Below are 25,584 nucleotides of genomic sequence, written 5' to 3' on the forward strand. Positions count from 1 at the left end.
TCGCTCGTCCTTGTCCTCGGGCCGGAGGCATTGTCGCGCGCCTTGGGACTCAGGCCCGTGCCACTGGCCACTCGACGACAAAGGTCGTACCGACATCGGGCCGGCTTCGCACTTGGATATGGCCGCGCAACGCGTCGATCATCTGCTTGACGATGACCAGGCCCAGGCCCGTGCCCTGGACATGGCCATCCCGTTCACGGCCCAGACGGTTGAAGGGCTGGAACAACTGGGCTTGCTGAGCGGCCGTCAGTCCGACACCAGTGTCCTCCACCTCGATATGCAGCTGATCCTGGCGCAGCGACAGCCGAGCCCGGACATGGCCGCCAGGGCGGTTGTACTTGATCGCATTGCTGAGCAGGTTCGACAAGACCTGGCGCAGGCGCTTGCCATCCGAGACGACGATATGGTGGCCGTTCTCGGTCGCCAGGTCCAGGCTGACCTGGCGCGCCTCGGCCGACTGCGACACCATGTCACGGCAGTCCTGCAGCACGGTCTGCAGATTGACCGGCTCGCGCTCGATGCGCATCACACCGCTCTCGATGCGGGCGATGTCCAGCACATCATCGACCAGGCGCAGCAGATGCCAGCCAGCGGTCTCGATGTGCTGCAGCCACTCCAGTTGCTTGGCCGACAAGGCCTCGGCCTGGTTGCCCATCAGCTGGGCAAAGCCCAGCACAGCGTTCAGCGGCGTGCGCAACTCATGGCTCATGCGAGACAGGAACTCGCTCTTCGCGCGGTTGGCCTGCTCGGCGGCCTCGCGGGCGCGGTCGGCGTCTTGAAGGCGCAGTCGCTCGGTGGTCTCCAGCTCCAGCTGAAGGGTGCGCTCCAGCACGCGCGCCTCCAGCTCTTGGCTGAGCTGCTCCAGCCGGGCCTCGGCGGCGCGCCGCTCGGCTACCTCGCGCGCCAACCGATCGACCATCCTCTCCAGCATCTCAGTACTGGGCAGGCGCAGCGCCCGCGGCATCAGCCACCACAGGCCGATCGCGGTGACCAGCGAGACCGCGGCGGTGGCGGCCTTCACATAGCCCTGCAGCCAGTAGGCCGGTGTCCAGATCGTCAGGATGTCCACCAAGTGGGTGCTGCCGCACAAGAAGATGAAGGACGAGAAGAGCACGAAGATCCAGTTGAACTTCAGATCGCTGCGCCGCTTGACGAAGACCATCAGCGCCAGAGGGATCGAGAAATAGGCCAGCGCCGTCACCGCGTCCGCGCCCACCATCAGCCCGAGCAGGTCCGGACTCCACTGAAAGCAGACGCCGTGGGGCAGGAACCCCTGACTGGCGGTCCATTGCAACAGGCTTTGGCTCATTGGGAGCTCCCTTGATCGACGTCAAACTGCTTTATGCGCCCGACGCGGCGGCAAGGCAAGCGCAGTTGCCAGGGGGTGGGCGGTTTGCCTTAAGCTGGAGGCCATGAAGACACTGCCGCTACGCCTGCTGCCCGGCGACGATTTGCGAGTCGCGCTGGAGGCGCGTCTGGCCGGCCAGTGCGGCAATGCCGCCTTTGTTCTGAGCGGCATCGGCAGTCTCAAGCCCGCGCGGCTGCGCCTAGCGGGCGCCGAGCAGATCATCGAGTTGACGGATGATGTCGAGATCCTGACCCTGGCCGGCAGCCTCGCGGCCAATGGTTCGCATTTGCATATCAGCGTGTCGGACCGCGAGGGCCGGGTACTGGGCGGCCATGTGGCGCCGGGCTGCATCATCCACACGACGGCCGAAGTGCTGCTGGTCCTGCTGCCCGACTGGCAGCTACGCCGCGAGCCCGACGCCGCCACCGGCTATGCTGAGTTGAGCATCCATCCTCGTTAACACATGACCGAATTCGCATGGGCCCTGGTCGGTCCAGGCAAGATTGCCCGCCGTTTTGCCTCCGCCGTACGGCAGTTGAGCGGCACTCGCTTGCACAGCGTACTGGGCCGCGATGCGGACCGCGCCCAGGCTTTTGCCAAGGAGTTTGCCGCCTCCCGCTCTACTACCGATCTGGCCGCGCTGCTGGCTGATCCGGCGGTGGACGGCGTCTATGTAGCCACACCGCACTCCGAGCACGGTGAGATCGTGCGTGCCTGCCTGGAGGCCGGCAAGCCGGTGCTCTGCGAGAAGCCGCTGGTGCCAAGTCTTGCCCAGGCTGAGCCGCTGGTAGCGCTGGCGCGCGAGCGCTGCCTGTTCCTGATGGAGGCGGTCTGGACCCGCTTCCTGCCGGTCTACACCGACGTCCTGCAGGGCTGGCTGCGCGAGCAACAAGCGATCGGTGAGCTGCGCGGTCTCCAGTCCAGCTTCTGCTTCCCCGCCCTCTATCATCCCGACAGCCGCCTGTTCGACCCCGCCCTGGCTGGCGGCGCGCTGCTGGATATCGGCATCTACAACCTCACGGTGACGCGCTGGGTGCTGCAGCAGGCGCTGGGTACCTGCCCGGAGCTGCTGACGTTGCGCGCCGAGGGCGTGCTGGCGCCGACCGGTGTCGATCAGCGCGTCAACGCGACGCTGGGCTTCCGCGGCGATCTGGTCTCGCAATTCATCTGCGGCATCGATGGCAGTTCCGACAACGCGCTGCACATCCTGGGCACGCGCGGCAGCATCACGCTGCCGCATAACTTCTGGCAGGCCACCGAGGCGCGGCTGCAGCTGCACGGCGAGCTTTCGCAGACCGTGGCTGCGCCGTTTCGTATCAACGGGTTCGAGGGCGAGATTGAGGAGGCGATGCGCTGCATCCGCGCCGGCTTGGTCGAGAGCCCGCTGATGCCGCATGCCGAAAGTCTGGCGACTCTGGGCTGGATGGATGAGATCCGGCGCCAGCTGGGCGTGCGCTATCCCTTCGAGTGAGTGCCTTGCGGCGACAATGCGTTGATGAAAGCACCCAAGAGACTGCAGGCCCTGATCGATGAGGGGCTGATCGATGCGGTGCAGCGCCAACTGATGAGCGGCAAGGAAGCGACCGTCTATGTCGTGCGCTGCGGCGACGAGATCCGCTGCGCCAAGGTCTACAAGGAGGCCACCGAACGCAGCTTCCGCCAGGCCGTCGACTACACCGAGAACCGCAAAGTCAAGAACAGCCGCCAGGCCCGCGCGATGGCCAAGGGCACGCGCTTTGGGCGCCAGGCCACCGAGGCGGCATGGCAGAGCGCCGAGGTTGATGCGCTCTACCGCCTGGCCGGTGCGGGCGTGCGTGTGCCCCGGCCCTACAACTTCCATGAGGGCGTGCTACTGATGGAGCTGGTCACCGATGTCGACGGTGACGCCGCACCGCGGCTGAACGATGTGCTGTTCACGGCCGAGGAGGCCCTGGCCCATCACGCCAGCCTCATTAGCGAGGTCGTGCGCATGCTCTGCGCCGGCGTCGTGCACGGCGATCTGTCCGAGTTCAACATCCTCTTGGCGGCCGACGGCCCGGTCATCATCGACCTTCCACAGGCGGTCGACGCTGCCGGCAACAATCATGCGATGCGCATGCTGTTGCGCGATGTCGGCAATCTGCGCGATTTCTTCGGCCGCTTCGCGCCGGCGCTCTTGCGTACCGACTACGGCCCCGAGATCTGGGCCCTGTTCCAGCGTGGCGCGCTGACGCCCGAGAGCCCGCTGAGCGGTCGCTTCGAGCGCCAGCACGCGGAGGTGGACCTCGGCGCGGTGCTGCGCGAGATCGACGACGCGCGCGACGAAGAGGCGGCGCGGCGGCTGAGGATGCAGATGGGCTGAAGGGGGCGGCGCTGCAGCGGGCCCGCTGTGCGACCAGGGTATGCCCTGGCTAAACTCTTTGAGGCAAAGTTGTAGGATGACCTGATGAATTTCAGTTTCTCCTCATCGTGTCACTGAGCGCCGCAGCGCACAGTGCGCCACTGCTGCAGGCCAGCCGCTTGTCGGACCGGCTGGCCGCTCTGCTGGCCGGCCAGATCGAGTCCGGCACCTTGGCGCCGGGCGCCCGGCTGCCGACCGAGCAGCAGCTCAGCGAGCTGCATGGCGTGTCGCGCACCGTGGTGCGCGAGGCGGTGCATCAGCTGAAATCGCAGGGTCTCTTGATCTCGCGCCAGGGCTCGGGCGTCTATGTCGCGCCGCCGGCCGCCAACAAACCGCTGGCCTTTGATCCGACGGTGCTGGAGTCGCTGCAGGCGGTGGCGCAGATCGTCGAGGTACGGCGTGCGCTGGAGGGCGAGATCGCGGCGCTGGCGGCCGAGCGGGCCTCACGGGCTCAGATCGCGGCGATACGCAAGGCTTTGCAGGCCATCGAAGTGGCGGTGGCTGCTGGTGGCGACGGCGTCGATCAAGACCTGGCCCTTCATCGAGCGATCGCCGAGGCCTCGGGCAATCCGCAGTTTGGCCGCCTGCTGGGTTTTCTGGAGCAGTATCTGCGCGAGGCGATGCGGGTCACCCGTGGCAACGAGGCGCGCCATCGCGGCTTTGCCGACGCGGTGCGCCAGGAGCACCGCGCCCTGGTCGAGGCGATCGCGGCGCGCGACGCGCTGACGGCGCGGCGCGTGGCCATCGGCCATATGGAACAGGCGGCGCGGCGGCTCGAGATTGCCGGTGTGCTGAAGACGGGCAAGACAACAAAGGCACGCACATGACAGCAGCACAGACAGCAGGTGCAAAGACCCTGGGCGTGATCGGTCTGGGCTCGATGGGCTTCGGCGCGGCCGTGTCTGCACTCAGGCGTGGCGTGCCGACCTGGGGCCTGGACCTGACCGCCGCAGCCCGCGAGCGTTTCGCGGCCGAAGGCGGCGCGGCCACCGAGTCGTTGGCCGAACTGGCCGAGCACTGTGATGTGGTCGTGGTGCTGGTGGTCAGCGCGGCGCAGACCGAGCAGCTGCTCTTCGGCCAGGGGGCGGACAAGGGGCTTTGGGAGCTGCTGAAACCGGGCTCGGTAGTCGTGAGCTCTGCCACGGTCGATCCGACCCTGCCGCCGCTGTGGGAGGCGCGGCTGGCCGAACGCGGCTTGTGGCTGATCGACGGCCCGGTCTCTGGTGGCGCCAAGAAGGCAGCCGACGGCCAGATGACGGTGATGGCTTCGGGCAAGCCCGAGGCCTTCGCAGCGGCTGGGGCGACGCTGGACGCGATTGCCGGCAAGGTCTACCGGCTCGGCGACAAGGCCGGCGTCGGCTCCACCGTCAAGATGGTCAACCAGCATCTGGCCGGCGTGCATATCGCGGCGGCCTGCGAGGCGATGGCGTTGGGCATGCGGGCCGGCGCCGATCCGCGCCAGCTCTATGAGGTGATCTGCAACTCGGCCGGCAGTAGCTGGATGTTCCAGAACCGCGTGCCTCACATCCTCGACGGTGACTACCGACCGCTGTCGGCCGTCAATATCTTCATCAAGGATCTGGGCATTGTGCTGGATGCGGCCCGCAAGCTGCACTTCCCGTTGCCGCTGGCTGCCCAGGCCCACCAGCTCTATCTGGCCACGGCGGCTGCCGGCCATGGCGCCGAGGACGATGCGGCGGTGATCAAGTTCTATGCCGAGCTTGCCGACATCGAGCTGCCGAAGGCGAGCCCATGAGCCGTACGCCCATCGTGCTCGGCGTGATCGCCGACGACTTCACCGGCGCGACCGATGTGGCCAGCATGCTGGTGAGCGCCGGCATGCGCACGCTGCAGCTGATCGGTGTGCCGGGGGAGGGCGATGCCGTGCCGTCAGCCGATGCCGTGGTCGTGGCTCTGAAGTCGCGCACGACACCAGCCGCCGAGGCGGTGGCCGAGTCGCTGGCGGCGTTGCGCTGGCTGAAGGCGGCCGGGGCGCGCCAGTTCTATTTCAAATATTGCTCCACCTTCGACTCCACCGCCGCCGGCAATATCGGCCCGGTGGCCGAGGCGCTGATGGCGGCGCTAGGCACGGACTTCGCGATTGCCTGCCCGGCATTCCCGGAGAATGGACGTACGGTGTTCCGTGGCCATCTCTTCGTGGGCGACCAACTGCTCAGCGAATCCTCGATGCGCGATCACCCGCTGACGCCGATGCGGGATGCGAATCTCGTGCGAGTGTTGCAGTCGCAGGCACCCGGATCCCGCGTGGGCCTGCTGCGCTACGACAGCATCGCCCAGGGCGTTGCCGTGACGCGCGAGCGTATCGCAGCGCTGCGCGGTGAGGGCGTGCGCCTGGCTGTCGCCGATGCGATCGGCAACGAGGGTCTGCGCGTGCTGGCCCAGGCCTGCGCCGATTTGCCGCTGATCACCGCCGGCTCCGGCGTTGCGCTGGGCCTGCCCGAGGTCTATGCCGCTCGCGGCTGGCTCAAGCCCGATGCGGGTGCGGCCGTGTTGCCCGCGGTGGGCGGCGCGGCGGCGGTGTTGTCGGGCTCCTGCTCCGCAGCGACCAATGCCCAGGTGCAACACTGGCTCGGTGACGGCCGCCCGGGCTTTCAGATCGACGCCTTGGCGCTGGCCGCCGGCGAGCCACTGGCCGAGCAGGCGCTGGCCTGGGCGGGGCTGCAGCCCGATCCGGTGCTGATCTATGCGACGGCGTCGCCCGCCGATGTGAAGGGGGTGCAAGAGGCCTTGGGTGTGGAGCGGGCAGGTCAGCTGGTCGAACACTGCCTGGCCCGGATCGCGCAGGGGCTGGTCGAGCGTGGCGGCGTGCGCCGCCTGGTGGTGGCCGGCGGCGAGACCTCCGGCGCGGTGGTGCAGGCTCTGGGCGTACGCTCGCTGCGCATCGGCGCAACGATTGATCCGGGCGTGCCCTGGACTCAGGCCGAGGGCCGGGCGCTGTTGCTGGCGCTGAAGTCCGGCAACTTCGGCGGCGTCGATTTTTTCGCCAAAGCACTGGGCATGGTGGATTGACGATGGACACTTTGCGCACCGAGATCTGTCGGGTGGGCGCTTCGCTGTTCGAGCGCGGCTATGTGCATGCGACGGCCGGCAATATCAGCGTGCGCCTACCCGATGAGCAGGGCTTTCTGATCACGCCCACCGATGCCTGCCTCGGCTTCCTGAACCCGCAAGACCTGGCCCTGGTGGGGCTGGATGGGCAGCAGCTGTCCGGCGCGCGCGCCAGCAAGACCCTGGCCCTGCACCGGCGCATCTATGACGCCGAGCCGCAGGCACGTTGCGTGATCCACACGCACAGCACCCATCTGGTGGCCCTGAGCCTGGCCGGCGTCTGGAGCGTGCAGGATGTTCTGCCGCCGATCACGCCTTATTACGTGATGAAGGTCGGCCATGTGCCGCTGATCCGCTACCACCGTCCCGGCGATCCGGCCGCGGCCGCGGCCGCGGCCGCCGCGATCCTGCAGGCCCAGCGCAGCGGCACAGCAATTCGCGCGCTGCTGATGGAACGGCTTGGCCCCAATGTCTGGCACGACTCGCCCGCCAACGCGATGGCGGTGCTCGAAGAGCTGGAAGAGACCGCCCGGCTGTGGTTGATGAGCCATCCTAAGCCCGCACCGCTGAGCGATCAGCAGATCGACGAGCTGCGCCAGCATTTCGGCGCGCGCTGGTAAACAAGAAGGAAAAGTACATGCCCCGTTTCGCCGCCAATCTGTCGATGATGTACACGGAGCATGATTTTCTCGATCGCTTTGCGGCGGCCGCGCGCGATGGCTTTACGGCGGTCGAGTATCTGTTTCCCTACGCCTTCGAGCGGGCCGAGCTGGCCGCGCGGCTGCGCGATGCGGGCTTGCGCCAGGTGCTGTTTAACGCACCGCCGGGCGACTTCGAGGCCGGTGAGCGCGGCATCGCGGCGCTACCCGGCCGCGAGGAGGAATTTCGGCGCGGCTTTGTCGAACAGGCACTGCCCTATGCCGAGGCCTTGGCCTGCCCGCGCATCCATGTGATGGCCGGGCTGCGCTCGGCCGGTGCCGTTCGTGAGACCTATGTGGCCAATCTGGCCTGGGCGGCCGGGCAGGCGAGCGCGCAAGGTCTCGATGTGCTGATCGAGCCGATCAATACCCGTGACATCCCCGGTTACTTGCTGAACCTTCAGGATGAGGCCCATGCGCTGATCGCCGAGATCGGCGCGCCGAATCTGAAGGTGCAGATGGACCTCTACCACTGCCAGATCGTCGAGGGAGATCTCGCGACGAAGCTGCGGCGCTACTTGGTGCCTGGCGGCGCGGTGGGGCATCTCCAGATCGCCGGAGTGCCGTCTAGGCACGAGCCTGATCTCGGCGAGCTGAACTATTCCTATCTTTTCGCGCTGCTCGACGAGCTGGGCTACGCCGGCCATGTCGGTGCCGAGTACCGTCCGCGGGCTGGCACGACGGCGGGCTTGGGCTGGTTTTCGCCCTACAAGGACTCCCAATCATGAAGCTTTTGATCACCGGTGGTGCAGGCTTCCTTGGTGCGCGGCTGGCGCGCACGCTGCTGGCGCGCGGCAGCTTGGCCGGCCAGCCCATCAGCACGCTGGTGCTGGCCGATTTGTTCCCCCCGCCGGTCCATCTGCTGGCCGATGCGCGCGTTCAGGCGCGGACCGGTGCATTGCTCGATCAATGCGCGGCGCTGGGTGCCGAAGGCTTCGACGGCGTCTTCCATCTGGCCTCAGCCGTGTCGGCCGAATGCGAGGCCGATTTCGAGTTGGGCCTACGCTCCAATCTCGACACGACCCGGGCCCTGCTCGACGCACTGCGAGCCGCCCCACGGCCGGCGCGCCTGGTGTTCGCCAGCTCGGTTGCAGTGTTCGGTTCTGACCCGGCACTGCCGCTGCCGGCCGTGGTGCGCGACGACACGCTGCCGACGCCGCAGTCCTCTTACGGCATCCACAAGTTCATCTGTGAGCAGCTGGTGGCCGACTACAGCCGTAAGGGCTATATCGATGGCCGCACGGCGCGGTTGATGACGGTGTCGGTGCGGCCGGGCAGGCCCAATGGCGCGGCTTCGGGCTTTCTATCGGCCATCATCCGCGAGCCGCTGGCGGGCCTGGACGCGGTCTGCCCGGTGGCTGCGGACACGGCGATTGCGCTGGCTTCGCCAGCCACCACCATTGACGGGCTGATCCGGGTCTATGAAGCCAGCCGCGAGGACTTCGGCGGCCGCACAGCGCTGAACCTGCCGGCGCTGACCGTCACCGTGCAGCAGATGCTGAATGCGCTGGCCGAAGTGGCCGGGCCAGAGGCCGTGGCCCGGGTCAGCTTCCAAGCCGATGCCGGAGTGGCCCGCATGGTGGGCGGCTGGCCGGCCCGCTTTGAGTCGCAGCGCCAGACGCGCCTGGGACTCAAGCCCGACAGAGATTTCCTCAGCGTCGTCAGGCAGTACCTGCAGGACAACCCCGCCAGTGTCGGCGTGCCGCTGCGGCGCTGACTTCCATTTCTTCAACCCTTTGCTACAGAAAAACAGGAGACAAACCATGACAAAGAACGCAACCCAACTGGCCGCCCTGGCCCTCATCGCTTTGACTGGCGCCGCCTCGGCCCAGACCGTTCTGAAGATCGGTTACGCAACCAGCAAGGAATCGCATTACGGCGTCGGCTCGACCGCCTTCTGCGACGAGATCGAGAGGGGCACGCAAGGCCGCTACAAATGCCAGCAGTTCCCCAGCTCGGCGCTGGGCGGCGAGCGCGAGCAGATCGAGGCGGTGCAGCTTGGCACCCAGGATCTGACCAACACCTCGACCGGCCCGCTGGGAAACTTTCTGCCCGAGGCCAAGATCTTCGACATCCCCTTCCTGTTCCGCGATTACAACCATGCGCGCCACACGATGGATGGTCCCATCGGCCAGGACGTGCTGAAGAAGCTGCAGGGCAAGGGCTTGATCGGCCTGGCATGGACCGAGAACGGCTTCCGCCATATGACCAATAGCAAGCGCGCCATCGTGCAGGCCAGCGACGCCGCCGGCCTGAAGCTGCGCACGATGGAGAACAAGGTGCATATGGAGGGCTACAAGACCTTCGGCCTACTGCCCACGCCCATGCCCTTCCCGGAGCTGTTCACCGCGCTGCAGCAGGGCACGGTCGACGGCCAGGAGAACCCTATCCCGGTGATCCTGTCGTCCAAGTTCTCGCAGGTGCAAAAGCATCTATCGCTTACCGGCCACGTCTACTCGCCGGCCGTGCTGCTGCTGTCGCCGATGGTCTGGAACAAGCTCAACGACGCTGACAAGAAGGTCTTCGTGGAAGCGGCCGCCAAGGGCGCTGCGGCGCAGCGCAAAAAGGTCAATGACGACGAGAACAGCGGCATCGCCCAGCTGAAGAAGGATGGCATGCAGGTGGTCGAAAAGGTGGATGGCGACAGCTTCCGCAAGGCGGTGGCCCCGGCCTATGCCGGCTTCGCCAAGGAGTTTGGCGCCGACAAGATCGCCGCCATTCAGGCCGTCAAGTAAATCCTCAGCCCGGCGCGCCCTGGCGGGCGCGCACCAGGAGTCGTGATGCGTGAAATCTTGTTGGCGGTGGACCGCCGGCTGAGCAATCTGTCCCTGCATGTGGCCTGTGTGCTGCTCGCCGTGATCAGCTGCCTGGGGATGTGGCAGGTGGTGTCGCGTTTTGTGCTGTCCCAGCCCTCGACCTGGACCGAGGAGGCCATGCGTCGGCTCTTGATCTGGTGCGTGATGCTGGGCGTGGTTGTGGCTTTCCGGCGCGGTGCGCTGGTGTCGGTGGACCTGATGCTGCGCCTGAGCAAAGGGGCCTGGCGGCAAGTCGTGCGCACGGTAATCACCGTCAGTTCGCTGACCTTTCTGGGGGTGCTGCTGTGGTTCGGGATCGACCTGGCCTGGCGCGTGCGCTTCCAGACCTTTGCCAGCATGGAGATATCGATGGCCTGGGCCTATGCGGCGTTGCCGGTGGGCGCCGCGCTGGCCATCATCGCGGTGCTGGCCCAGCACCTGGATCCGATCAATGAAGAGCTGGAATTGGCTCAATAAGACAACAGGTCCCGCATCATGTCCCTGACTCTGATGATCACGATGCTGCTGGCCTTTGCCTTCAGCATCTCCATTGCGGTCGCCATCGGCGGCTCGGCGATGCTGGGCATCGCGCTGTTCGATCCCGACAAGCTCGTGCTGGCGCCGAAGGAGATGTTCACCGCGATTGACAAGTTCCCGCTGGCAGCCGTTCCCTTCTTCATCCTGGCCGGCAATCTGATGGAGAACGGCGGCATCTCGCGCCGCCTGGTCGAGTTCGCCAAATCGCTGGTGGGCGGCGTGCAGGGCGGCCTGCCAATGACTTGCGTGCTGACCTGCATGATCTTCGCGGCGGTGTCGGGCTCCTCGGTGGCCACCACCTTCGCTATCGGCGCCATCCTGATCCCGGCGCTGATCAAGCATGGCTATCCGCGCGAGTACGCGGCAGCGCTGCAGGCCACTTCGGCCGAGCTGGGCGTCATCATCCCGCCATCGATTCCGATGATCCTGTTCGGTGTATCGGCCGAGGTCTCGATCGGCGAGCTCTTCATCGCCGGCATCGGCCCGGGCCTCCTGATCGGCGGCGTGCTGATGCTGTTCGTTCATTTGTATTGCCGCTGGAAGGGCTGGGGCCTGCAGGACGGCGATGGCCGATTGGGGGTCGCAGCGGCGACCTTGCAGGCCGGCTGGGCGCTTTTGATGCCGGTCATCATCCTGGGCGGAATCTATGGTGGCATCTTCACGCCCACCGAGGCCTCGGTGGTGGCGGTGTTCTATGCGCTGATCGTCGGCCTGCTGATTCATCGCGAGCTCAGTTTGAAGGACCTGATTCCGGTGTTCCGCAAGTCGGTGATTTCCAGCGCGGTGATCATGTTCATCATCGCCAACGCCGGCCTGTTCGCCTATCTGGTCACGCGCGCCGGCATCCCCGAGGCGCTGGGCACCTGGCTGACCGAGGTGCTGCAGTCGCCGATGTGGTTCCTCTTGGGCGTCAACGCAGCGCTGTTCGTTATCGGCATGTTCATCGAAACCTCGGCCGCGATCATCGTGCTGGCGCCCATCCTGGTGCCGGTGGCCGTGCACTTTGGCGTGGACCCGGTGCACTTCGGGATGATCATGGTCGTCAATCTGGCGCTTGGCATGATCACGCCGCCTTTCGGCGTCAATCTGTTCGCGGCGTGCACGGTGGCCAGGATTTCGCTGGATCGCATCGTCAAGTACCTGCTGCCTTTTGTGCTGGTCGTGATTGGCTGCCTGATGCTGATCACCTACTTGCCGCCGATCAGCCTGGCACTTCGCGATCTGGTCTATGCGCCGACGGCGGTCGTCGCTCCGCAGCCCGCACCGGCCATCGGACCGCAGTAGCTAGCAAGGGTTTGTCATAGTATTGTGATGATGTACTCATCATACCATTAGGCCAGTACAAGCCTGGAGAGATGAGATGAGTACTGGCACCTCGATCGCGCTGTTCGGCGCCGGCGGCAAGATGGGCTACCGTCTGAGCCGCAATCTGATCGGCTCGCCTTACGAGGTGCGCCATGTCGAGCCCGGCGCCGGCGGCCGGCAGCGGCTCAAGGATGAGCTGGGTATCGACTGCGTCTCGGCCGAGGCTGCGCTGGACGGTGCCGAGGTCGTGATCTTGGCCGTGCCCGATACCTTGATCGGCAAGCTCTCGCACGAGATCGCGCCGCTGCTGAGACCCGGCACGATGGTGATGACGCTGGACGCGGCCGCGCCCTTCGCCGGCCATCTGCCCGAGCGGCCTGACCTGGTCTATTTCGTCGCCCACCCTTGCCACCCGCCGATCTTCAACGACGAGAGCACGCCCGAGGGCCGGCGCGATTTCTTCGGCGGCCTGCATGCCAAGCAGTCGGTGGTCAGCGCGCTGATGCAGGGCACCGACGGCGACTTCGCGTTGGGCGAAGACATTGCCAAGACCATCTACGCGCCGATCCTGCGTTCCTACCGGTTGACCGTTGAGCAGATGGCGCTGCTGGAGCCGGGCCTGTCCGAAACCGTCTGCGCGACCCTGCTCGACGTGATGCGCGAGGGCATGGACGAGGTGGTCAGGCGCGGCGTGCCGGCCGAGGCGGCGCGCGACTTCCTCTTGGGGCATATGACGATTCTTGCGGCGGTGATCTTCAAGGAGATCCCGGGCCAGTTCTCCGATGCCTGCAACAAGGCCATTGCCTTCGGCAAGCCGCGCCTGATGCGCGATGACTGGAAGGGCGTGTTCGATCGCCCCGAAATCGCCGACAGCATCCAGCGCATCACTTAACGACGCCACGCCCCCACATAACGGAGACAGCCATGCAAACAAAGCAACACCGACTCAGCCGTGCCACCTTGCTGGCGGCCATTGCCCTGATCACGGGCACGGCCGGTGCACAAACCGTGCTCAAGATCGGCTACACGCCGGCCAAGGACTCACATTACTGGGTCGGTTCGGTGGCCTTCTGCGACGAGGTCGAGAAGGGCACGCAGGGCCGCTACAAATGCCAGCAGTTCCCGAACTCGGCACTGGGGGGCGAGCGCGAGCAGATCGAGGCGGTGCAGCTGGGCACGCAGGATCTGGTCAATGCCTCCACCGGCGCACTCGGCAACTTCGTGCCCGAGACCAAGATCGTTGACATTCCCTTTTTGTTTCGCGACTACGAGCATGCGCGCCACACGATGGACGGCCCCATTGGGCAGGACCTCCTGAAGAAGATGCAGGCCAAGGGCCTGATCGGCCTTGCCTGGACCGAGAACGGCTTCCGCCACATGACCAATAACAAACGCCCCATCATGACTGCAGGCGACGCGGCTGGCCTGAAGGTTCGCACGATGGAGAACAAGGTCCATATGGACGGCTACAAGACCTTCGGTCTGCTACCCACGCCGATGGCCTTTCCGGAACTGTTCACCGCGCTGCAGCAGGGCACGGTCGACGGGCAGGAGAACCCGATTCCGGTCATCCTTTCAGCTAAGTTTGCTCAGGTGCAGAAATACCTGTCGCTGACCGGCCATGTCTATTCGCCAGCCGTGATCATCGTGTCGCCCAATGTCTGGAACAAACTCTCCGAGGCCGACAAAAAGGTCTTTGTCGAGGCTGCGCAAAAGGGCGCAGTCGCGCAGCGCAAGAAGGTCAACGAGGACGAGGCTACGGGCATTGCCCAGCTCCGCAAGGACGGCATGCAGGTGATCGAGAAGGTCGATGGCGAGAGCTTCCGCAAGGCGGTTGCACCGGCCTATGCGGCCTTCGCGAAAGAGTTCGGTGCCGACAAGATCGCAGCCATTCAAGCGGTGCGCTGATGATGGCGCTGAAGCCCCAGCTCAATTTGATCGCCGGCGAGCATGGCGCCGCCGTTTCGGGCCGCACGCTCGACGTGCTGGACCCGTCCGACGGCCAGGTCTTCACCAGCCTGCCGCGCAGCGATTCGCGCGATATCGATGCTGCGGTGCAGGCCGCCCGCGCCGCCTTCCACGGCGCCTGGGGCCGCTGCACAGCCACCGAGCGCGGCCGCATCCTGAGCAAGCTGTCCGCGCTGATCTTGCAGCACCATGAGGAGTTGTCGCTGCTGGAGTGCGCCGACACCGGCAAGCCCATCCAGCAGGCCAGGGCCGACATCACGGCCTGCGCGCGCTACTTCGAATACTACGGCGGCGCGGCAGATAAATTGCATGGCGAGAGCATTCCCTATGCGGCCGGCAGCACCGTGATCGCACTGCGCGTGCCGCATGGCGTGACCGGCCACATCATCCCCTGGAATTACCCGGCGCAAATCTTCGGCCGATCGGTCGGCGGCGCGCTGGCGGCCGGCAATGCCTGCGTCGTCAAGCCGGCCGAAGACGCCTGCCTAAGCCCGCTGCGCATTTCCGCGCTGGCGCTGGAGGCCGGCCTGCCGGCCGGCGCCTTGAATATCGTCTGCGGTCTGGGCAGCGAAGCCGGCGCCGCGCTGGCCGCCCACCCCGGTATCAACCACATCTCCTTCACCGGCTCGCCACAGACCGGCACCGCCGTGGCCCAGGCTGCCGCTGTCAATCATGTGCCAGTCACGCTGGAGCTGGGTGGCAAGTCGCCACAGATCCTGTTCGCCGATGCCGACCTGGACCAGGCCTTGCCGGTGCTTGTCAATGCCATCGTGCAGAACGCCGGTCAGACCTGCGCGGCCGGCAGTCGCGTACTGATCGAGCGCAGCATCTACAACACGGTGATCGCGCGGCTGAAGGCTCGCTTCGACGTCCTGACGACCGGCGCCGGTAAGACCGGCCCCGACTGCGGCCCGCTGATCAACCGCCGACAGCTGGACCGCGTGTCCACGATGATCGATGCGGCGCTGGCCGATGGCATCAAGCTCGTGGCCCGCGCCAAGCTGGCCGCCGATGCGCCGGCCAGCGGTTTCTACTTCCCGCCTATGCTGCTGGATGCCGTGCCCAGCGACCACCAGGTCGCGCAGATGGAGGTTTTCGGTCCGGTGCTGGCGGCGTTTGCCTTCGACAGCGAGGACGAGGCGATTGACTTGGCCAACGGCACGCCCTTCGGCCTGACCGCCGCTGTCTGGACCCGCGACGGCGCCCGCCAACTGCGCGCCGCGCATCGCATCGAGGCTGGCCAGGTCTTCATCAACAACTACGGCGCCGGCGGTGGCATCGAGCTGCCCTTTGGCGGCATGAAGCACTCGGGCTATGGCCGAGAGAAGGCCTTCGAGGGCCTGCGCAGCTTCACCACCATCAAGACCATTGCCATCCAACACGGCTGAGGAGACGACGAGATGAGCGAGACCAAGAAACTACAGGATCGCGTGGCCATCGTGACCGGGGCCGGCAGCGGCTTCGGTGAGGGCATTGCCAAGCTATTCGCCGAGCTGGGCGCCAAGGTGGTCGTGGCTGACTGGCGCTTTGACGCGGCAGAAAAGGTGGCCGGCGATATCGAGGCAGCCGGCGGCCAGGCTTTTCCGGTGCACGCCGATGTGACGAAGAATGAATCGGTCGCCGCGATGGTGGCCGCCACGGTTGAGCAGTACGGCCGCGTCGACATCCTGATCAACAACGCCGGCACGACGCACAAGAACCAGCCGATGCTCGAAGTCGACGAGGCGACCTTTGATCGTGTGTACGCGACAAATGTCAAGAGCATCTACCTCGGCGCTATCCACACGGTGCCGCTGTTCAAAAAGCAGCGCAGCGGCGTCATCATCAATATCGCGTCGACCGCGGGCCTGCGCCCGCGGCCGGGCCTGTCCTGGTACAGCGGCACCAAGGGCGCGGCCATCACCCTGACCAAGGGTATGGCCATCGAGCTGGCGCCCGAGGGCATCCGGGTTTGCGCGATCAACCCGGTGATGGGGGCCACCGGGCTGATCCAGGACTTTCTGCCCGGCGACGACAGCGAGGCCACCCGCGCCAAGATCGTCGCGACGATCCCGATGGGCCGACTGTCGACCCCGCTGGATATCGCCAAGGCGACGGCCTTCCTGGCCAGCGATGATGCCGAGTTCATCACAGGCGTCGCCCTCGAAGTCGACGGCGGTCGCTGCATCTGAAGCCATGAGCGGCGAACGCATCCACGCCAGCTACTGGCTCGAGACGGGCGATGATCCGCGCCGCGCGGCTGAGGTCATCGCCGGCGAGCAGTCCAGCGGCACTTTCCTCACGCTGGCGGCCGAGACACCAGAGCTGAAGGCTCGTGCTGGAGCGCGGGTCGAGACGCTGGAGGTTATAGACAGCAGCGATCAGCCCAGCCTGCCCGGCGGCATGCCGAGCAAGTGCTACACCCGCTGCAAGCTGGAACTGTCCTGGCCGCTGGAGAACCTTGGCCCCTCGCTGCCGAATCTGATCGCGACGATTGCGGGCAATCTGTTCGAGTTGCGCCAGGTCTCGGGTCTGCGCATCACCGATCTGCGATTGCCAGCGGCCTTCGCGGCCGCCTATGCCGGCCCGGCATTCGGCATCTCAGGCACGCGGGCGCTGGCCGGTGTGCCCGCCGGACCTCTGATCGGTACCATCATCAAGCCCAGCGTGGGCCTGAACCCCGACGAGACGGCCGAGCAGGTGCGCCAGCTGCTGGCCGGCGGCATCGACTTCATCAAGGACGACGAGTTGCAGGCCGATGGCCCGCATTGCCCCTTCGACGAGCGGGTGCGCGCGGTGATGGCAGTCGTCAATGCGGCCGCCGACCGGCTCGGCCGCAAGCCCATGGTGGCTTTCAATCTGACCGGCGATCTGGACCAGATGCGGCGCCGCCACGATCTCGTACAGGCGCTCGGCGGCACTTGCGTGATGGTCAGTCTCAATGCGGTGGGCCTGGTCGGCCTGACCGAGTTGCGCCGCCATGCCCAGTTGCCGATCCACGGCCACCGCGCCGGCTGGGGCTGGCTGAGCCGCTGCCCGACGCTGGGCTGGGACTATGCGCCTTGGCAGCAGATCCAGCGCCTGGCCGGCGCCGACCATCTGCATGTTAACGGCCTTGCCAACAAGTTCAGCGAGCCCGACGACAGTGTGATCGCGGCGGCGCGTGCGGTGCTCAAACCGCTGTTCGAGCAGGCGCCGATGGCGGCGATGCCGGTCTTCAGCTCAGGCCAGACTGGCCTGCAGGCGCCGGGCACTTATGCAGCGCTCGGCTGCGCCGATCTGATCCACGCCGCCGGTGGCGGCATCTTCGGCCACCCAGGCGGCATCGCGGCTGGCGTCACCGCGCTGCGCCAAGCCTGGGCTGCGGCGATGGCAGGCGCGCCCTTGCAGCACCATGCCCGCAAGCACGCCGAACTGCGCGAGGCGCTGGGCTTCTGGTGAGCGTGATGGATGCAGGCAAGACCTGGCCCCCGGGGCTGCTGCTGAGCTACTACGGCGACGACTTCACCGGCTCCACGGATGTGATGGAGGCCTTCACGGCCTCCGGTGTGCCTACGTTGCTGTTTCTGCGTCCACCAACGCCCGAGTGGCTGCAGCGCTTCCCGGGCCTGCGCTGCGTGGGCCTGGCCGGCCAGTCGCGCGGACGCAGCCCAGCCTGGATGGATGCCCATCTGCCGGCTGCTTTCGCAAGCCTGGCCGCGCTTGGTGCGCCGCTGCTGCAGTACAAGATCTGCTCGACGTTCGACTCCTCGCCCGCCGTCGGCTCGATAGGCCGCGCGATCGATCTCGGCGTCCCGCTGATGTCCCGAGGCCGCTGGTCGCCGATGGTGGTCGGCGCACCGCGCCTGGCGCGCTATCAGGTCTTCGGCCATCTGTTTGCCAGCGTCAATGGAGTTGGCCATCGTCTGGATCGCCACCCGACCATGTCGCGCCATCCGGTCACGCCGATGGCCGAGTCCGATCTGCGCCGGCATCTGCGCGCGCAGACGCCCCGACGCATTGAGCTGGTCGATATGGTGCGGCTGCGCCAGGGTGCAGATTTGCAGCGCCTGCTGGGCGAGGATGTGCCGGTCGTGCTGATCGATGTGCTGGACGAGGAGACCCTGGCCGAGGCCGGTCGGCTGATCTGGCAGCAACGCGGCGGGGGTCTTTTCAGTGCCTCGTCCTCGGGCCTTCAGTACGCGCTGGCCGCGCACTGGCGCCGCGAGGGTCTGCTGCCGGCCCAGCCAGGGCTTCAGGTGGCTGCACCGGTGGATCGCATCGCCGTGGTTAGCGGCAGCTGCTCGCCGGTTACCGCTGCCCAGATCGCGCGGGCCGCTCAGCAGGGCTTTGGCTGCGAGCGGTTGGATCTGCCGCGCCTGCTGGCGTCGCCGGAGGCCGAGATCGAGCGTGCGGTGCAGGCCGCGCTCAAGGCGCTGGCCGAGGGGCAGAGCCCGCTGGTCTACACGGCAGCCGGGCCGGACGATCCGGCCGTGCTCGCATTCGACGCCGCCGCCGCGGAGCAGGTCGGCCGCGGTTTGGCCGAGCTGATGCGCCTCCTGCTTGAGCGCGCGCCTGGCCTGACGCGCATCGCGGTAGCCGGCGGCGATAGCTCGGGTGCAGTGACCAGCGCATTGGACATTGCGGCGCTGAGTGTTGCGGCAGGTCTTGCCCCTGGCGCGCCGTTGTGTCGCGCTTGGTCCGATCACGCGGCCCGCGACGGGCTGGAGATCGTGCTTAAAGGCGGCCAGATGGGCGGCGCCGAATTCTTCGCCGATGTGCGCCAGGGCAAGAGCACGCATGTGTTAACTTCCGCCGCGCCATGACAGCCGCCGAATCCCCCATCCATCGCCGCAAGCTCTACCAGGAGGTTCTGGACCGCCTGATGGACCGCATCCGCAGTGGCGAGATCGCGCCGGGTTCGCAGCTGCCGGCCGAGCGCGAATTGATGGAGTTCTATGGTGTGGGCCGGCCGGCGGTGCGTGAGGCCCTCCAGGCGCTGGAGCGCTCGGGCATTGTCGAGATCAGCCATGGCGAGCGCGCCCGGGTGGTCGTGCCGACGGCCGGCAGCCTCATTGAGCAGATCGCAGGTGGCGCCCGTCACCTGCTGCATATGCAGCCGGACAGTCTGGAGCATTTGAAGGAGGCGCGCATCTTTCTGGAGACCGGCATGGCCCGCCTGGCAGCCGAGCGGGCGACCGAGGACGACATTGTGCGGCTGCGTCAGCGCCTGGACGAGCACCGCGCCTCGATGGCCAATCTTGGCAAGTTTCTTGAGTTCGATATGGCTTTTCATCGCGAGATCGCCCGCATCAGCGGCAACCCGATCTTCCCAGCGATCGTCGAGGCCTTGTTCGGCTGGGCCAGCGAGTACTACCAGCCCCTGGTGCGCGCGCCTGGCGCCGAGGAGCTGACCTTGAGCGAGCACCGGCGCATCGTCGAGGCGATTGCGGCCCGCCAACCGGCCGCCGCCGAGCAAGCGATGCGCGAGCACCTGACGCGGGCCAATGCGCTGTATCGCCAGCTTGGCGCAACGGCGGCAGCGAGCAAGCCGGAGCGATAAGCATGTCGCCGCTGCAACAAGAATGGACCCTGCTGCAACAGCAGCACGAGCAATATGAGCGCGGCGCGCTGCTGATCAAGCTGGCCGGCGTCACGCTGTTCGCGCTTGGCCTGGCCTGGCGACTCGGCCCGCATTGGCTGGGCCTGGTGGCGCTGCTGCTGTGGGTGCAGGAGGCCGTGCTGAAGACTTACCAGGCGCGAATCGGCGCGCGCTTGCTGCGCATCGAACAAGGCCTGCTGTCGGCCGCCGCGTCGGATCGGCAAGACCTGGCCGCTTTTCAGCTGCACAGCGAATGGGCCGCCTCCCGTCCCGGCGGGCTGGCCCTGCTGGCCGGCTATGCGCGCAGCGCCTGCAAGCCGACCGTGGCCTTTCCACACGCGCTACTGCTGCTGGCCAGCCTCGCGCTGATCCTGCGCTGAAAGCTCGCGGCCCGCGTCCGGGCCTGTTGCATGATGGTGGCCTCGTTTTCTGGAGCTTCGTCATGCCCCAATCCCGCAGTGCCAACGCCGTTCGTCTGGAATTCGCCTCGGCCTCCCTGGTCCATACCAATCTTTCGGGTGCGGCCTTTAGTGGTGATTTTCTGTGGGTGGCCGGCGATGAGGCCTGTGGTGTCGACCGGCTGCGTCGGCTCGATCCGGCCGGGGCCGAGCGGTTGCGCTTCGGCGAGGCATGTGACTTTGCGTTGGCCGACTTGCTGGACCTGCCCGGCGCCGCCGACGAGGAGGCCGATCTGGAGGGCCTGGCCGTGGTTGACGACTGGCTCTGGCTGGTTGGCTCGCACGGGCTCAAGCGTAAGAACATCAAGACCGGGCGCGATGATGCCGAGAATGCCAAGCGCCTGGCCAAGCTGTCGCTCGACGGCAACCGGTGTCTGCTGGCCTGCGTGCCTATCGAAGTCGGTGCCGATGGCTCGCCTTGCCTGGTGCGCCAGGCCCGCGACGGCCGCCGCGCACAGCGCCTGAAGGGCGATGCCGAGGGCAACCAGCTGAGCCGGCTGCTGGCCGAAGACCCGCATATCGGCCCCTTCATGGCCATCCCGGGCAAGGACAACGGCTTCGATATCGAAGGGCTGGCGATTGCCGGCAAGCGCCTGCTGCTAGGCCTGCGCGGCCCGGTACTGCGTGGTTGGTCGGCGCTACTGGAAATCGAGGTCGAGGCGCGTGGCGAGCAACTGCGGCTCGTGGCGCTGGACGGCGCGGGCAGTCTGTACCGCAAGCACTTTCTGCAGTTGCAGGGGCTAGGCGTGCGCGATCTGCATTTGCGCGGCGATGATCTCTACATCCTTGCCGGGCCTACGATGGTGCTCGACGGGGAGATCCGCCTGTTCCGGTGGCCGGGCGCGCGCGCCGCGCTGGCGGCCAACAGTTCACCGGTGCGCTTCGAGGCGGCCGCGGTGAGCGAAGTCTTCACCTTGCCCCATGGCCAGGGCTGTAACCGCGCCGAAGCGCTGTGCGCGCTGCCGCCCGAGCTGCTGGACGGCAAGAGTGCTGACTGGCTGGTGCTCTACGACGCGCCGGGCGACGACCGCCGCGACGGCGAGCTGACGGTGTTCGGCGACCTGCTGCGGTGCGCCTGAGTGGCTCAGGTCTTGGGGTAGAGAATCATCTGCGTGCAGCGGAAGATCGCCAGGGTCTTGCCGCTGTCGCGGTGCTTGACGACTGCATCCCAGACCTGGGTTGTGCGGCCCAGGTGCACACCGCTGGCTTGACAGTCCAGCATGCCCTCGCGGGCCGTGCCCAGATGGTTGGACTTCAGCTCGACGGTCGTGAAGTTTTGTGCGCCCTCGGGTAGGCTGGCGATGCAGCCATAGCCGCAGGCGGTATCGGCCAAGGTGACGAGGCTGCCCGCATGCAAATAGCCGTTGGGGGCCATCAGGTGCGGGCTTACGGCCAGCTCGGCGCTGACCGCGCCCGGCGCGACCGAAGTGATCACGATGCCCAGATGGCCGGGCAGCTTGCCTTCGCCGCGTTGGTTGAAATGCTCGGGGGTGGGCGTCATCGGAGAGTGATCCTGTCGGCGTTCGGAGCCGTCATTGTGCCGCCCGCCCGGTCGTCTCACTTGGCGCCTATCGTCACCCAGCGCACTTCCAGCCAGTTGTCGGGGCGGTGCACCACCGTGACATTGCTGCGCGCTGCCCAAGGGATGAACTGCCGGTGCAGCGGGATGTAGTGGACCTGCTCGGCCTGGCGCTTGAAGACCTGCTTGATCAGGGCCTTGCGCTTCTCGGCATCGGGCTCGACGCTGGAGGCGGCGGCCAGCGCGTCGAGTTCGTCGTCCTTGAAGTTACCGCGGTTGTACTCGCCCACACCTTTCTCGCCGCGGTTGCGGTAATGCGAGGTGAAGATGCTCTCGGGGTCGGTGATCGAACCGCCCCAGCCGAACAGATAGATCGAGGTGTCGAGCTTTTCGACCTTGTTGAAGAACTGCGCCTTGGGCTGAGCCAGCACCTTGGTCTTGATGCCTATCTTGGCCCATTGCGAGGCCAGGGTCACGCAGATGCGCTCGTCGTTGACATAGCGGTTGTTGGGGCAATCGAGCTGCACCTCGAAGCCCTGCGGGTAGCCGGCCTCGGCCAGCAGCTTCTTCGCGGCATTGGCGTCAAAGGGTAGGCGACGCTCGATCTCGGGGTCGTTGAAGCTGCCCAGCGGCGAGGGCACGACGGCGCCGGTGGGCGCGGCCTGGCCGTTCATCAGCTTGGTCTTGATGGTCTCGATGTCAATGGCCTGGTAGAGCGCGCGGCGCACGCGCTGATCCTTCAGCGGGTTCTTGCCTTTGACGCTGCTGTAGAGCAGCTCGTCGCGGCCCTGGTCCAGGCCGAGGAAGATGATGCGGTTTTCGGGGCCGTTGATGACCTTGACGCCCGGTGTGACGGCCAGCTTCTCCAGATCGCGCGGCGAGGGGTCGAGCACGAAATCGACCTCGCCCGAGACCAGCGCGGCGGTGCGGGTCGCGTCGCTCTTGATCGGCGTGTAGACGATCTCCTGCACATTTCCCTCGATCTTGCCCCAGTAGCCGGAGTTGCGTTTGTAGACAGTCTTGTTGTCCGGCGCGCGGCTGACCAGTTGGAAGGGACCGGTGCCATTGGTGTTGAAGGCAGCGTAGCTCTCTTCTTTGTTGGCGAAGTCCTGGGTCTTGGTGGCCTTGTTGGCCTCGGCCCAGCCCTTGCTCATGATGTAGAGCGTGTTGATGTGCTCCAGAAAGATCGGGTTGACCTTGGGCAGATTGAACTCGACGGTCAGCTCGTCTAGCTTGCGGGCCGTACCCAGCGCGTTGGCATAGACGGCGATCTGCGAGCTGGGCTGCTTGGCCCGCTCCAGCGAGAACACCACATCGTCGGCAGTCAGTGCCCGGCCATCATGAAACTTGACGCCGGGGCGCAGCTTGAAGGTCCATTTCAGCGGGCCATTTTGCTTCCATTCCGTGGCCAGCTGGGGCACCAAGTTCAGCTGCTTGTCGCGGGCGATCAGGAACTCATAGACCTGACCGTTGAACACATTGGTCAGCGACTCGTTCTGGGCGTAGGGGTCCAGGGTCAGCGGATCTCCAGCGCCGGCCCAGCGCAGGCTCTGGGCATGGGCGGGGGACAACAGGGCGGCGCTCAGCAGGCTCAGTGCCAGCAAGGTCTTTTTGGTCGACAACAAAACTGCTCCTCTCGGGTTTGGTCGGCCAGTCTACGCAGAGCGGCCGGTCCGCATGCGCGCAATGCCTATTTGCTTATGCGCATAGCGCGCAAAGTGGGGTCGGGGGGCGTTACAGGCCCCCCGAGAAGCTCACCGATACTCAGGGTCTTCCGTCATCCCCTAGAGTGCAAGGCCATTCCCCGGCGCTCCGGTAGACCCGCATGATTCTTGTCGTCCGTCTCTTATCCTGGCTCGCCCTGAGTTTGTTGCCCCTGCTGGCCACTGCCCAGGGGGCCGTTGTCACTACCGAGCAGGTGCGCGCCGAACTGGTGGCCCATGCGCCCGAGGGCCTGGAGTCGGGCAAGCCGGCTTGGCTAGGCCTCTTGATCAAGCATCAGCCGCACTGGCACACCTACTGGCGCAATCCCGGCGATTCCGGCCTGCCGACGCGCATGGACTGGCAGCTGCCGGCCGGTGTCACGGTCGGCGAGATCCAGTGGCCGACGCCGCAGCGCCTGCCGGTTGGCCCGCTGGTCAATTACGGCTACGAGGGCGAGTTGCTGCTCGCCGTGCCGCTGACGATAGGTCCCGAGTTCAAGGGTGGCAGCCTGAAGTTGCAGATGATGGCTGATTGGCTGGTCTGCAAGGAGGTGTGCATTCCGGAGTCGGGCGAGTTTGCACTGGACCTGCCGGTCGCCGCCGCCACGGCCGGCCATGCGGCGCAATTCGAGCGCGCCCGCGCCGGGCTGCCGCAGGCGCTGCAGGCGCGGATCGCGGCTGCGGTCGAGGGGCAGCAAGTGGCCCTGCGCATCGAAGGTTTGCCCGCCGCCTGGCGCGGTCGCGAGCTGCAGGCCTTCCCTGAGGAGGCCGGCGTGTTCGACCATGCCGCCGCGCCGACCCTGCAATGGGAGGGCGAAGCTCTGAAGCTGCGCCTGCCGCTGTCGGCCCAGCGCAGCGAAAGCCCGGCGGCCCTCCAACTGGTGCTGCGCCCGGCTGGTGAGCCAGGCGTGCGTCTGGCCTATGCGGTCGCGGCCTGGCCGGCCGGCGTTGCCGCCGCGCCGGCTCCAGCGCTTCAGCCGGTCACGGCGGTGGTCGAAGAGACGCCTCAGTCTGTCAGCTTGGCGCTGCTGCTGGCCTTTGCCGGCGGCCTGCTGCTGAACCTGATGCCTTGCGTATTCCCGGTGCTGTCGCTGAAGGTGCTGGGATTTGCCCAGCACGCGGCCGACCGTCGTGTGCTGGTCGCCGGTGGCCTTGCCTACACGGCCGGCGTGGTCTTGAGTTTTCTGGCGCTGGCTGGCCTTTTGCTGGCGCTGCGTGCCGGCGGTGCCCAGCTCGGCTGGGGCTTTCAGCTTCAGTCGCCGGGCTTTGTCGCCGCGCTGGCCCTGTTGTTCGGCGTGATTGGACTGAACCTGCTGGGTGTGTTCGAGTTGCGTGCCGTGTTGCCGGGTAATTTGGCCGGCTTGCGCGCCGCAAACCCGGTGCTGGACCATGGACTGACTGGCGTGCTGGCGGTTGCCGTCGCCTCTCCCTGCACTGCGCCCTTTATGGGCGTGGCGCTGGGCGCGGCGCTGACCCTGCCGACCTGGCAGGCGCTGGCCGTGTTTGCCATGCTGGGTCTGGGCATGGCCGCCCCCTATCTGGCCGCCAGCTTGTGGCCGGGCCTGGCGCGCGCGCTGCCGCGGCCGGGCGCGTGGATGCGACATTTCAAGATATTGATGGCCTTCCCGATGTTTGCCACCGTACTTTGGCTGCTGTGGGTGCTGGGCCAGCAGGTCGGCATCGACGGCGCGGTGGCCTTGCTGGGCGTGTTGCTGACGCTGGCGCTGGCGGCCTGGGTGTTCAGCGCGCCAGACCTGGCACCGCGCGGGCGCCAGATTCTCGGCACGCTGTCTCTGGTCCTCGTGGCTGCGACCGCGCTGTGGGCTTGGCCGGCGCTGCGAGAGCCGCCGCCTGCAGCCTCGGTCGGAGCGACCACTGAGGGTTGGCAGCCCTGGTCGGCGGATCGGGTGGAGGCCGCCCAGGCGGCTGGCCAGCCGGTGCTGGTGGACTTCACCGCCGCCTGGTGCGTGACCTGCCAGTTCAACAAGCGCACTACGCTGGCCGACAGCCAGCTACTGGCCGATATGCAGGCCAAGAACGTGCTGCTGCTGCGTGCTGACTGGACCCGCCGCGATGCCGCGATCACGCAGACGTTGCGCAGCCTGGGCCGCAGTGGCGTGCCGGTGTACGCCGTCTATCTGCCGGGTGCGGCCGCGCCGCAGCTGCTCCCCGAGATCCTCAGCCTCGCCTCGGTGCGCGAGGCGCTGTCTCTGTGATCTTTGTTCTGTCCCTCAACCACCATGG

The 25,584-nt window shown here is 66.6% G+C and carries 25 protein-coding genes; 22 read left to right on the forward strand and 3 right to left on the reverse strand.

Translation table 11 applies throughout. The features are described from left to right. Positions 1-49 precede the first annotated feature (49 nt). Positions 50-1,309 carry a sensor histidine kinase gene (locus OOZ63_RS02325; protein WP_266003665.1) on the reverse strand — a complete coding sequence of 420 codons (1,260 nt, stop codon included), beginning with the start codon at positions 1,307-1,309 and terminating at the stop codon, positions 50-52. 103 nt (positions 1,310-1,412) lie between these two features. On the opposite strand from OOZ63_RS02325, the gene OOZ63_RS02330 reads away from it, so the two are divergent. The 21 genes from OOZ63_RS02330 (at position 1,413) to OOZ63_RS02430 (ending at position 21,197) form a co-directional block, all read left to right on the forward strand. Beyond that, positions 1,413-1,808 carry a PPC domain-containing DNA-binding protein gene (locus OOZ63_RS02330; RefSeq protein ID WP_266003667.1) on the forward strand — a complete coding sequence of 132 codons (396 nt, stop codon included), beginning with the start codon at positions 1,413-1,415 and terminating at the stop codon, positions 1,806-1,808. A 3-nt stretch (positions 1,809-1,811) separates the two neighbouring features. Next, on the forward strand, positions 1,812-2,819 hold the full coding sequence (locus OOZ63_RS02335) for a Gfo/Idh/MocA family protein (protein WP_266003668.1): 1,008 nt from the start codon (positions 1,812-1,814) through the stop codon (positions 2,817-2,819). A gap of 24 nt (positions 2,820-2,843) precedes the next feature. Next, positions 2,844-3,689, forward strand: coding sequence for a PA4780 family RIO1-like protein kinase (locus OOZ63_RS02340; protein ID WP_266003669.1), 846 nt, complete (start codon positions 2,844-2,846; stop codon positions 3,687-3,689). Positions 3,690-3,796: 107 nt separating this feature from the next. Next, positions 3,797-4,555 (forward strand): FadR/GntR family transcriptional regulator, encoded by a 759-nt coding sequence (locus tag OOZ63_RS02345; RefSeq protein WP_266003670.1) that lies wholly within the window; start codon positions 3,797-3,799, stop codon positions 4,553-4,555. Beyond that, positions 4,552-5,484: an L-threonate dehydrogenase gene (gene ltnD / locus OOZ63_RS02350; RefSeq protein ID WP_266003671.1), complete on the forward strand. Its 933-nt coding sequence runs from the start codon at positions 4,552-4,554 to the stop codon at positions 5,482-5,484. Before OOZ63_RS02345 ends, ltnD begins: the two co-directional genes overlap by 4 nt. Then, on the forward strand, positions 5,481-6,758 hold the full coding sequence (gene otnK, locus OOZ63_RS02355) for a 3-oxo-tetronate kinase (RefSeq protein ID WP_266003672.1): 1,278 nt from the start codon (positions 5,481-5,483) through the stop codon (positions 6,756-6,758). The genes ltnD and otnK overlap by 4 nt, the downstream gene beginning before the upstream one ends. A 2-nt stretch (positions 6,759-6,760) precedes the next feature. After that, a complete protein-coding gene (locus OOZ63_RS02360) occupies positions 6,761-7,417 on the forward strand; it encodes an aldolase (protein ID WP_266003673.1) in 657 nt (218 codons plus the stop codon). A gap of 17 nt (positions 7,418-7,434) precedes the next feature. Continuing rightward, positions 7,435-8,223, forward strand: coding sequence for a 2-oxo-tetronate isomerase (gene otnI / locus OOZ63_RS02365; protein ID WP_266003674.1), 789 nt, complete (start codon positions 7,435-7,437; stop codon positions 8,221-8,223). Beyond that, positions 8,220-9,212, forward strand: coding sequence for a D-erythronate dehydrogenase (gene denD / locus OOZ63_RS02370; RefSeq protein WP_266003675.1), 993 nt, complete (start codon positions 8,220-8,222; stop codon positions 9,210-9,212). Before otnI ends, denD begins: the two co-directional genes overlap by 4 nt. A gap of 46 nt (positions 9,213-9,258) precedes the next feature. Then, complete coding sequence (locus tag OOZ63_RS02375; protein WP_266003676.1) at positions 9,259-10,230, forward strand: TRAP transporter substrate-binding protein; 972 nt, start codon at positions 9,259-9,261, stop codon at positions 10,228-10,230. 45 nt (positions 10,231-10,275) lie between these two features. Continuing rightward, positions 10,276-10,767: a TRAP transporter small permease gene (locus tag OOZ63_RS02380; protein ID WP_266003677.1), complete on the forward strand. Its 492-nt coding sequence runs from the start codon at positions 10,276-10,278 to the stop codon at positions 10,765-10,767. An 18-nt stretch (positions 10,768-10,785) separates the two neighbouring features. Beyond that, entirely contained in the window at positions 10,786-12,111 is a 1,326-nt protein-coding gene (locus tag OOZ63_RS02385) for a TRAP transporter large permease (protein WP_266003678.1), read from the forward strand. A gap of 76 nt (positions 12,112-12,187) precedes the next feature. Beyond that, positions 12,188-13,024: a phosphogluconate dehydrogenase C-terminal domain-containing protein gene (locus OOZ63_RS02390; RefSeq protein WP_266003679.1), complete on the forward strand. Its 837-nt coding sequence runs from the start codon at positions 12,188-12,190 to the stop codon at positions 13,022-13,024. A gap of 32 nt (positions 13,025-13,056) precedes the next feature. Beyond that, the gene (locus OOZ63_RS02395; RefSeq protein WP_266003680.1) at positions 13,057-14,040 is read left to right on the forward strand and encodes a TRAP transporter substrate-binding protein; all 984 of its coding nucleotides are present in this window, start codon (positions 13,057-13,059) and stop codon (positions 14,038-14,040) included. A gap of 8 nt (positions 14,041-14,048) precedes the next feature. After that, entirely contained in the window at positions 14,049-15,488 is a 1,440-nt protein-coding gene (locus tag OOZ63_RS02400) for an aldehyde dehydrogenase family protein (RefSeq protein ID WP_416234684.1), read from the forward strand. Between the two features lie 12 nt (positions 15,489-15,500). Further along, the gene (locus OOZ63_RS02405) at positions 15,501-16,271 is read left to right on the forward strand and encodes an SDR family oxidoreductase (RefSeq protein WP_266003683.1); all 771 of its coding nucleotides are present in this window, start codon (positions 15,501-15,503) and stop codon (positions 16,269-16,271) included. Positions 16,272-16,275: 4 nt separating this feature from the next. Further along, positions 16,276-17,520, forward strand: a complete 1,245-nt coding sequence (locus tag OOZ63_RS02410; protein ID WP_266003684.1) for a RuBisCO large subunit C-terminal-like domain-containing protein — start codon at positions 16,276-16,278, stop codon at positions 17,518-17,520. Positions 17,521-17,525: 5 nt separating this feature from the next. Then, positions 17,526-18,884: a 3-oxo-isoapionate kinase OiaK gene (oiaK, locus tag OOZ63_RS02415; protein WP_266003685.1), complete on the forward strand. Its 1,359-nt coding sequence runs from the start codon at positions 17,526-17,528 to the stop codon at positions 18,882-18,884. Next, complete coding sequence (locus OOZ63_RS02420; protein WP_266003686.1) at positions 18,881-19,621, forward strand: transcriptional regulator NanR; 741 nt, start codon at positions 18,881-18,883, stop codon at positions 19,619-19,621. The genes oiaK and OOZ63_RS02420 overlap by 4 nt, the downstream gene beginning before the upstream one ends. A 2-nt stretch (positions 19,622-19,623) precedes the next feature. Continuing rightward, positions 19,624-20,040 carry a hypothetical protein gene (locus OOZ63_RS02425; protein ID WP_266003687.1) on the forward strand — a complete coding sequence of 139 codons (417 nt, stop codon included), beginning with the start codon at positions 19,624-19,626 and terminating at the stop codon, positions 20,038-20,040. Between the two features lie 62 nt (positions 20,041-20,102). Further along, on the forward strand, positions 20,103-21,197 hold the full coding sequence (locus OOZ63_RS02430; protein ID WP_266003688.1) for a DUF3616 domain-containing protein: 1,095 nt from the start codon (positions 20,103-20,105) through the stop codon (positions 21,195-21,197). A 5-nt stretch (positions 21,198-21,202) separates the two neighbouring features. Here the strand turns inward: OOZ63_RS02430 and OOZ63_RS02435 are convergent, their stop codons facing one another. Together OOZ63_RS02435 and OOZ63_RS02440 are read right to left on the reverse strand one after the other, a co-directional pair. Then, positions 21,203-21,619, reverse strand: coding sequence for a PaaI family thioesterase (locus tag OOZ63_RS02435; protein ID WP_266003689.1), 417 nt, complete (start codon positions 21,617-21,619; stop codon positions 21,203-21,205). A 56-nt stretch (positions 21,620-21,675) separates the two neighbouring features. Further along, complete coding sequence (locus OOZ63_RS02440; RefSeq protein ID WP_266003690.1) at positions 21,676-23,262, reverse strand: ABC transporter substrate-binding protein; 1,587 nt, start codon at positions 23,260-23,262, stop codon at positions 21,676-21,678. A gap of 200 nt (positions 23,263-23,462) precedes the next feature. Between OOZ63_RS02440 and OOZ63_RS02445 the strand changes: the two genes are divergently transcribed. After that, positions 23,463-25,556, forward strand: coding sequence for a protein-disulfide reductase DsbD family protein (locus OOZ63_RS02445; RefSeq protein WP_416234675.1), 2,094 nt, complete (start codon positions 23,463-23,465; stop codon positions 25,554-25,556). Positions 25,557-25,584: the final 28 nt, after the last annotated feature.

The organism is Paucibacter sp. PLA-PC-4 (genome assembly GCF_026241155.1).
Classification (GTDB): Bacteria; Pseudomonadota; Gammaproteobacteria; order Burkholderiales; family Burkholderiaceae_C; genus Roseateles_E.

What these genes read in the sequence shown, in the direction of transcription:
- OOZ63_RS02325 (WP_266003665.1), bottom strand. Translation starts at nt 1,309, where the DNA reads ATGAGCCAAAGCCTGTTGCAATGGACCGCCAGTCAGGGGTTCCTGCCC.
- OOZ63_RS02330 (WP_266003667.1), top strand. Translation starts at nt 1,413, where the DNA reads ATGAAGACACTGCCGCTACGCCTGCTGCCCGGCGACGATTTGCGAGTC.
- OOZ63_RS02335 (WP_266003668.1), top strand. Translation starts at nt 1,812, where the DNA reads ATGACCGAATTCGCATGGGCCCTGGTCGGTCCAGGCAAGATTGCCCGC.
- OOZ63_RS02340 (WP_266003669.1), top strand. Translation starts at nt 2,844, where the DNA reads ATGAAAGCACCCAAGAGACTGCAGGCCCTGATCGATGAGGGGCTGATC.
- ltnD (WP_266003671.1), top strand. Translation starts at nt 4,552, where the DNA reads ATGACAGCAGCACAGACAGCAGGTGCAAAGACCCTGGGCGTGATCGGT.
- otnK (WP_266003672.1), top strand. Translation starts at nt 5,481, where the DNA reads ATGAGCCGTACGCCCATCGTGCTCGGCGTGATCGCCGACGACTTCACC.
- OOZ63_RS02360 (WP_266003673.1), top strand. Translation starts at nt 6,761, where the DNA reads ATGGACACTTTGCGCACCGAGATCTGTCGGGTGGGCGCTTCGCTGTTC.
- otnI (WP_266003674.1), top strand. Translation starts at nt 7,435, where the DNA reads ATGCCCCGTTTCGCCGCCAATCTGTCGATGATGTACACGGAGCATGAT.
- denD (WP_266003675.1), top strand. Translation starts at nt 8,220, where the DNA reads ATGAAGCTTTTGATCACCGGTGGTGCAGGCTTCCTTGGTGCGCGGCTG.
- OOZ63_RS02375 (WP_266003676.1), top strand. Translation starts at nt 9,259, where the DNA reads ATGACAAAGAACGCAACCCAACTGGCCGCCCTGGCCCTCATCGCTTTG.
- OOZ63_RS02380 (WP_266003677.1), top strand. Translation starts at nt 10,276, where the DNA reads ATGCGTGAAATCTTGTTGGCGGTGGACCGCCGGCTGAGCAATCTGTCC.
- OOZ63_RS02385 (WP_266003678.1), top strand. Translation starts at nt 10,786, where the DNA reads ATGTCCCTGACTCTGATGATCACGATGCTGCTGGCCTTTGCCTTCAGC.
- OOZ63_RS02390 (WP_266003679.1), top strand. Translation starts at nt 12,188, where the DNA reads ATGAGTACTGGCACCTCGATCGCGCTGTTCGGCGCCGGCGGCAAGATG.
- OOZ63_RS02395 (WP_266003680.1), top strand. Translation starts at nt 13,057, where the DNA reads ATGCAAACAAAGCAACACCGACTCAGCCGTGCCACCTTGCTGGCGGCC.
- OOZ63_RS02405 (WP_266003683.1), top strand. Translation starts at nt 15,501, where the DNA reads ATGAGCGAGACCAAGAAACTACAGGATCGCGTGGCCATCGTGACCGGG.
- OOZ63_RS02410 (WP_266003684.1), top strand. Translation starts at nt 16,276, where the DNA reads ATGAGCGGCGAACGCATCCACGCCAGCTACTGGCTCGAGACGGGCGAT.
- oiaK (WP_266003685.1), top strand. Translation starts at nt 17,526, where the DNA reads ATGGATGCAGGCAAGACCTGGCCCCCGGGGCTGCTGCTGAGCTACTAC.
- OOZ63_RS02420 (WP_266003686.1), top strand. Translation starts at nt 18,881, where the DNA reads ATGACAGCCGCCGAATCCCCCATCCATCGCCGCAAGCTCTACCAGGAG.
- OOZ63_RS02425 (WP_266003687.1), top strand. Translation starts at nt 19,624, where the DNA reads ATGTCGCCGCTGCAACAAGAATGGACCCTGCTGCAACAGCAGCACGAG.
- OOZ63_RS02430 (WP_266003688.1), top strand. Translation starts at nt 20,103, where the DNA reads ATGCCCCAATCCCGCAGTGCCAACGCCGTTCGTCTGGAATTCGCCTCG.
- OOZ63_RS02435 (WP_266003689.1), bottom strand. Translation starts at nt 21,619, where the DNA reads ATGACGCCCACCCCCGAGCATTTCAACCAACGCGGCGAAGGCAAGCTG.
- OOZ63_RS02445 (WP_416234675.1), top strand. Translation starts at nt 23,463, where the DNA reads ATGATTCTTGTCGTCCGTCTCTTATCCTGGCTCGCCCTGAGTTTGTTG.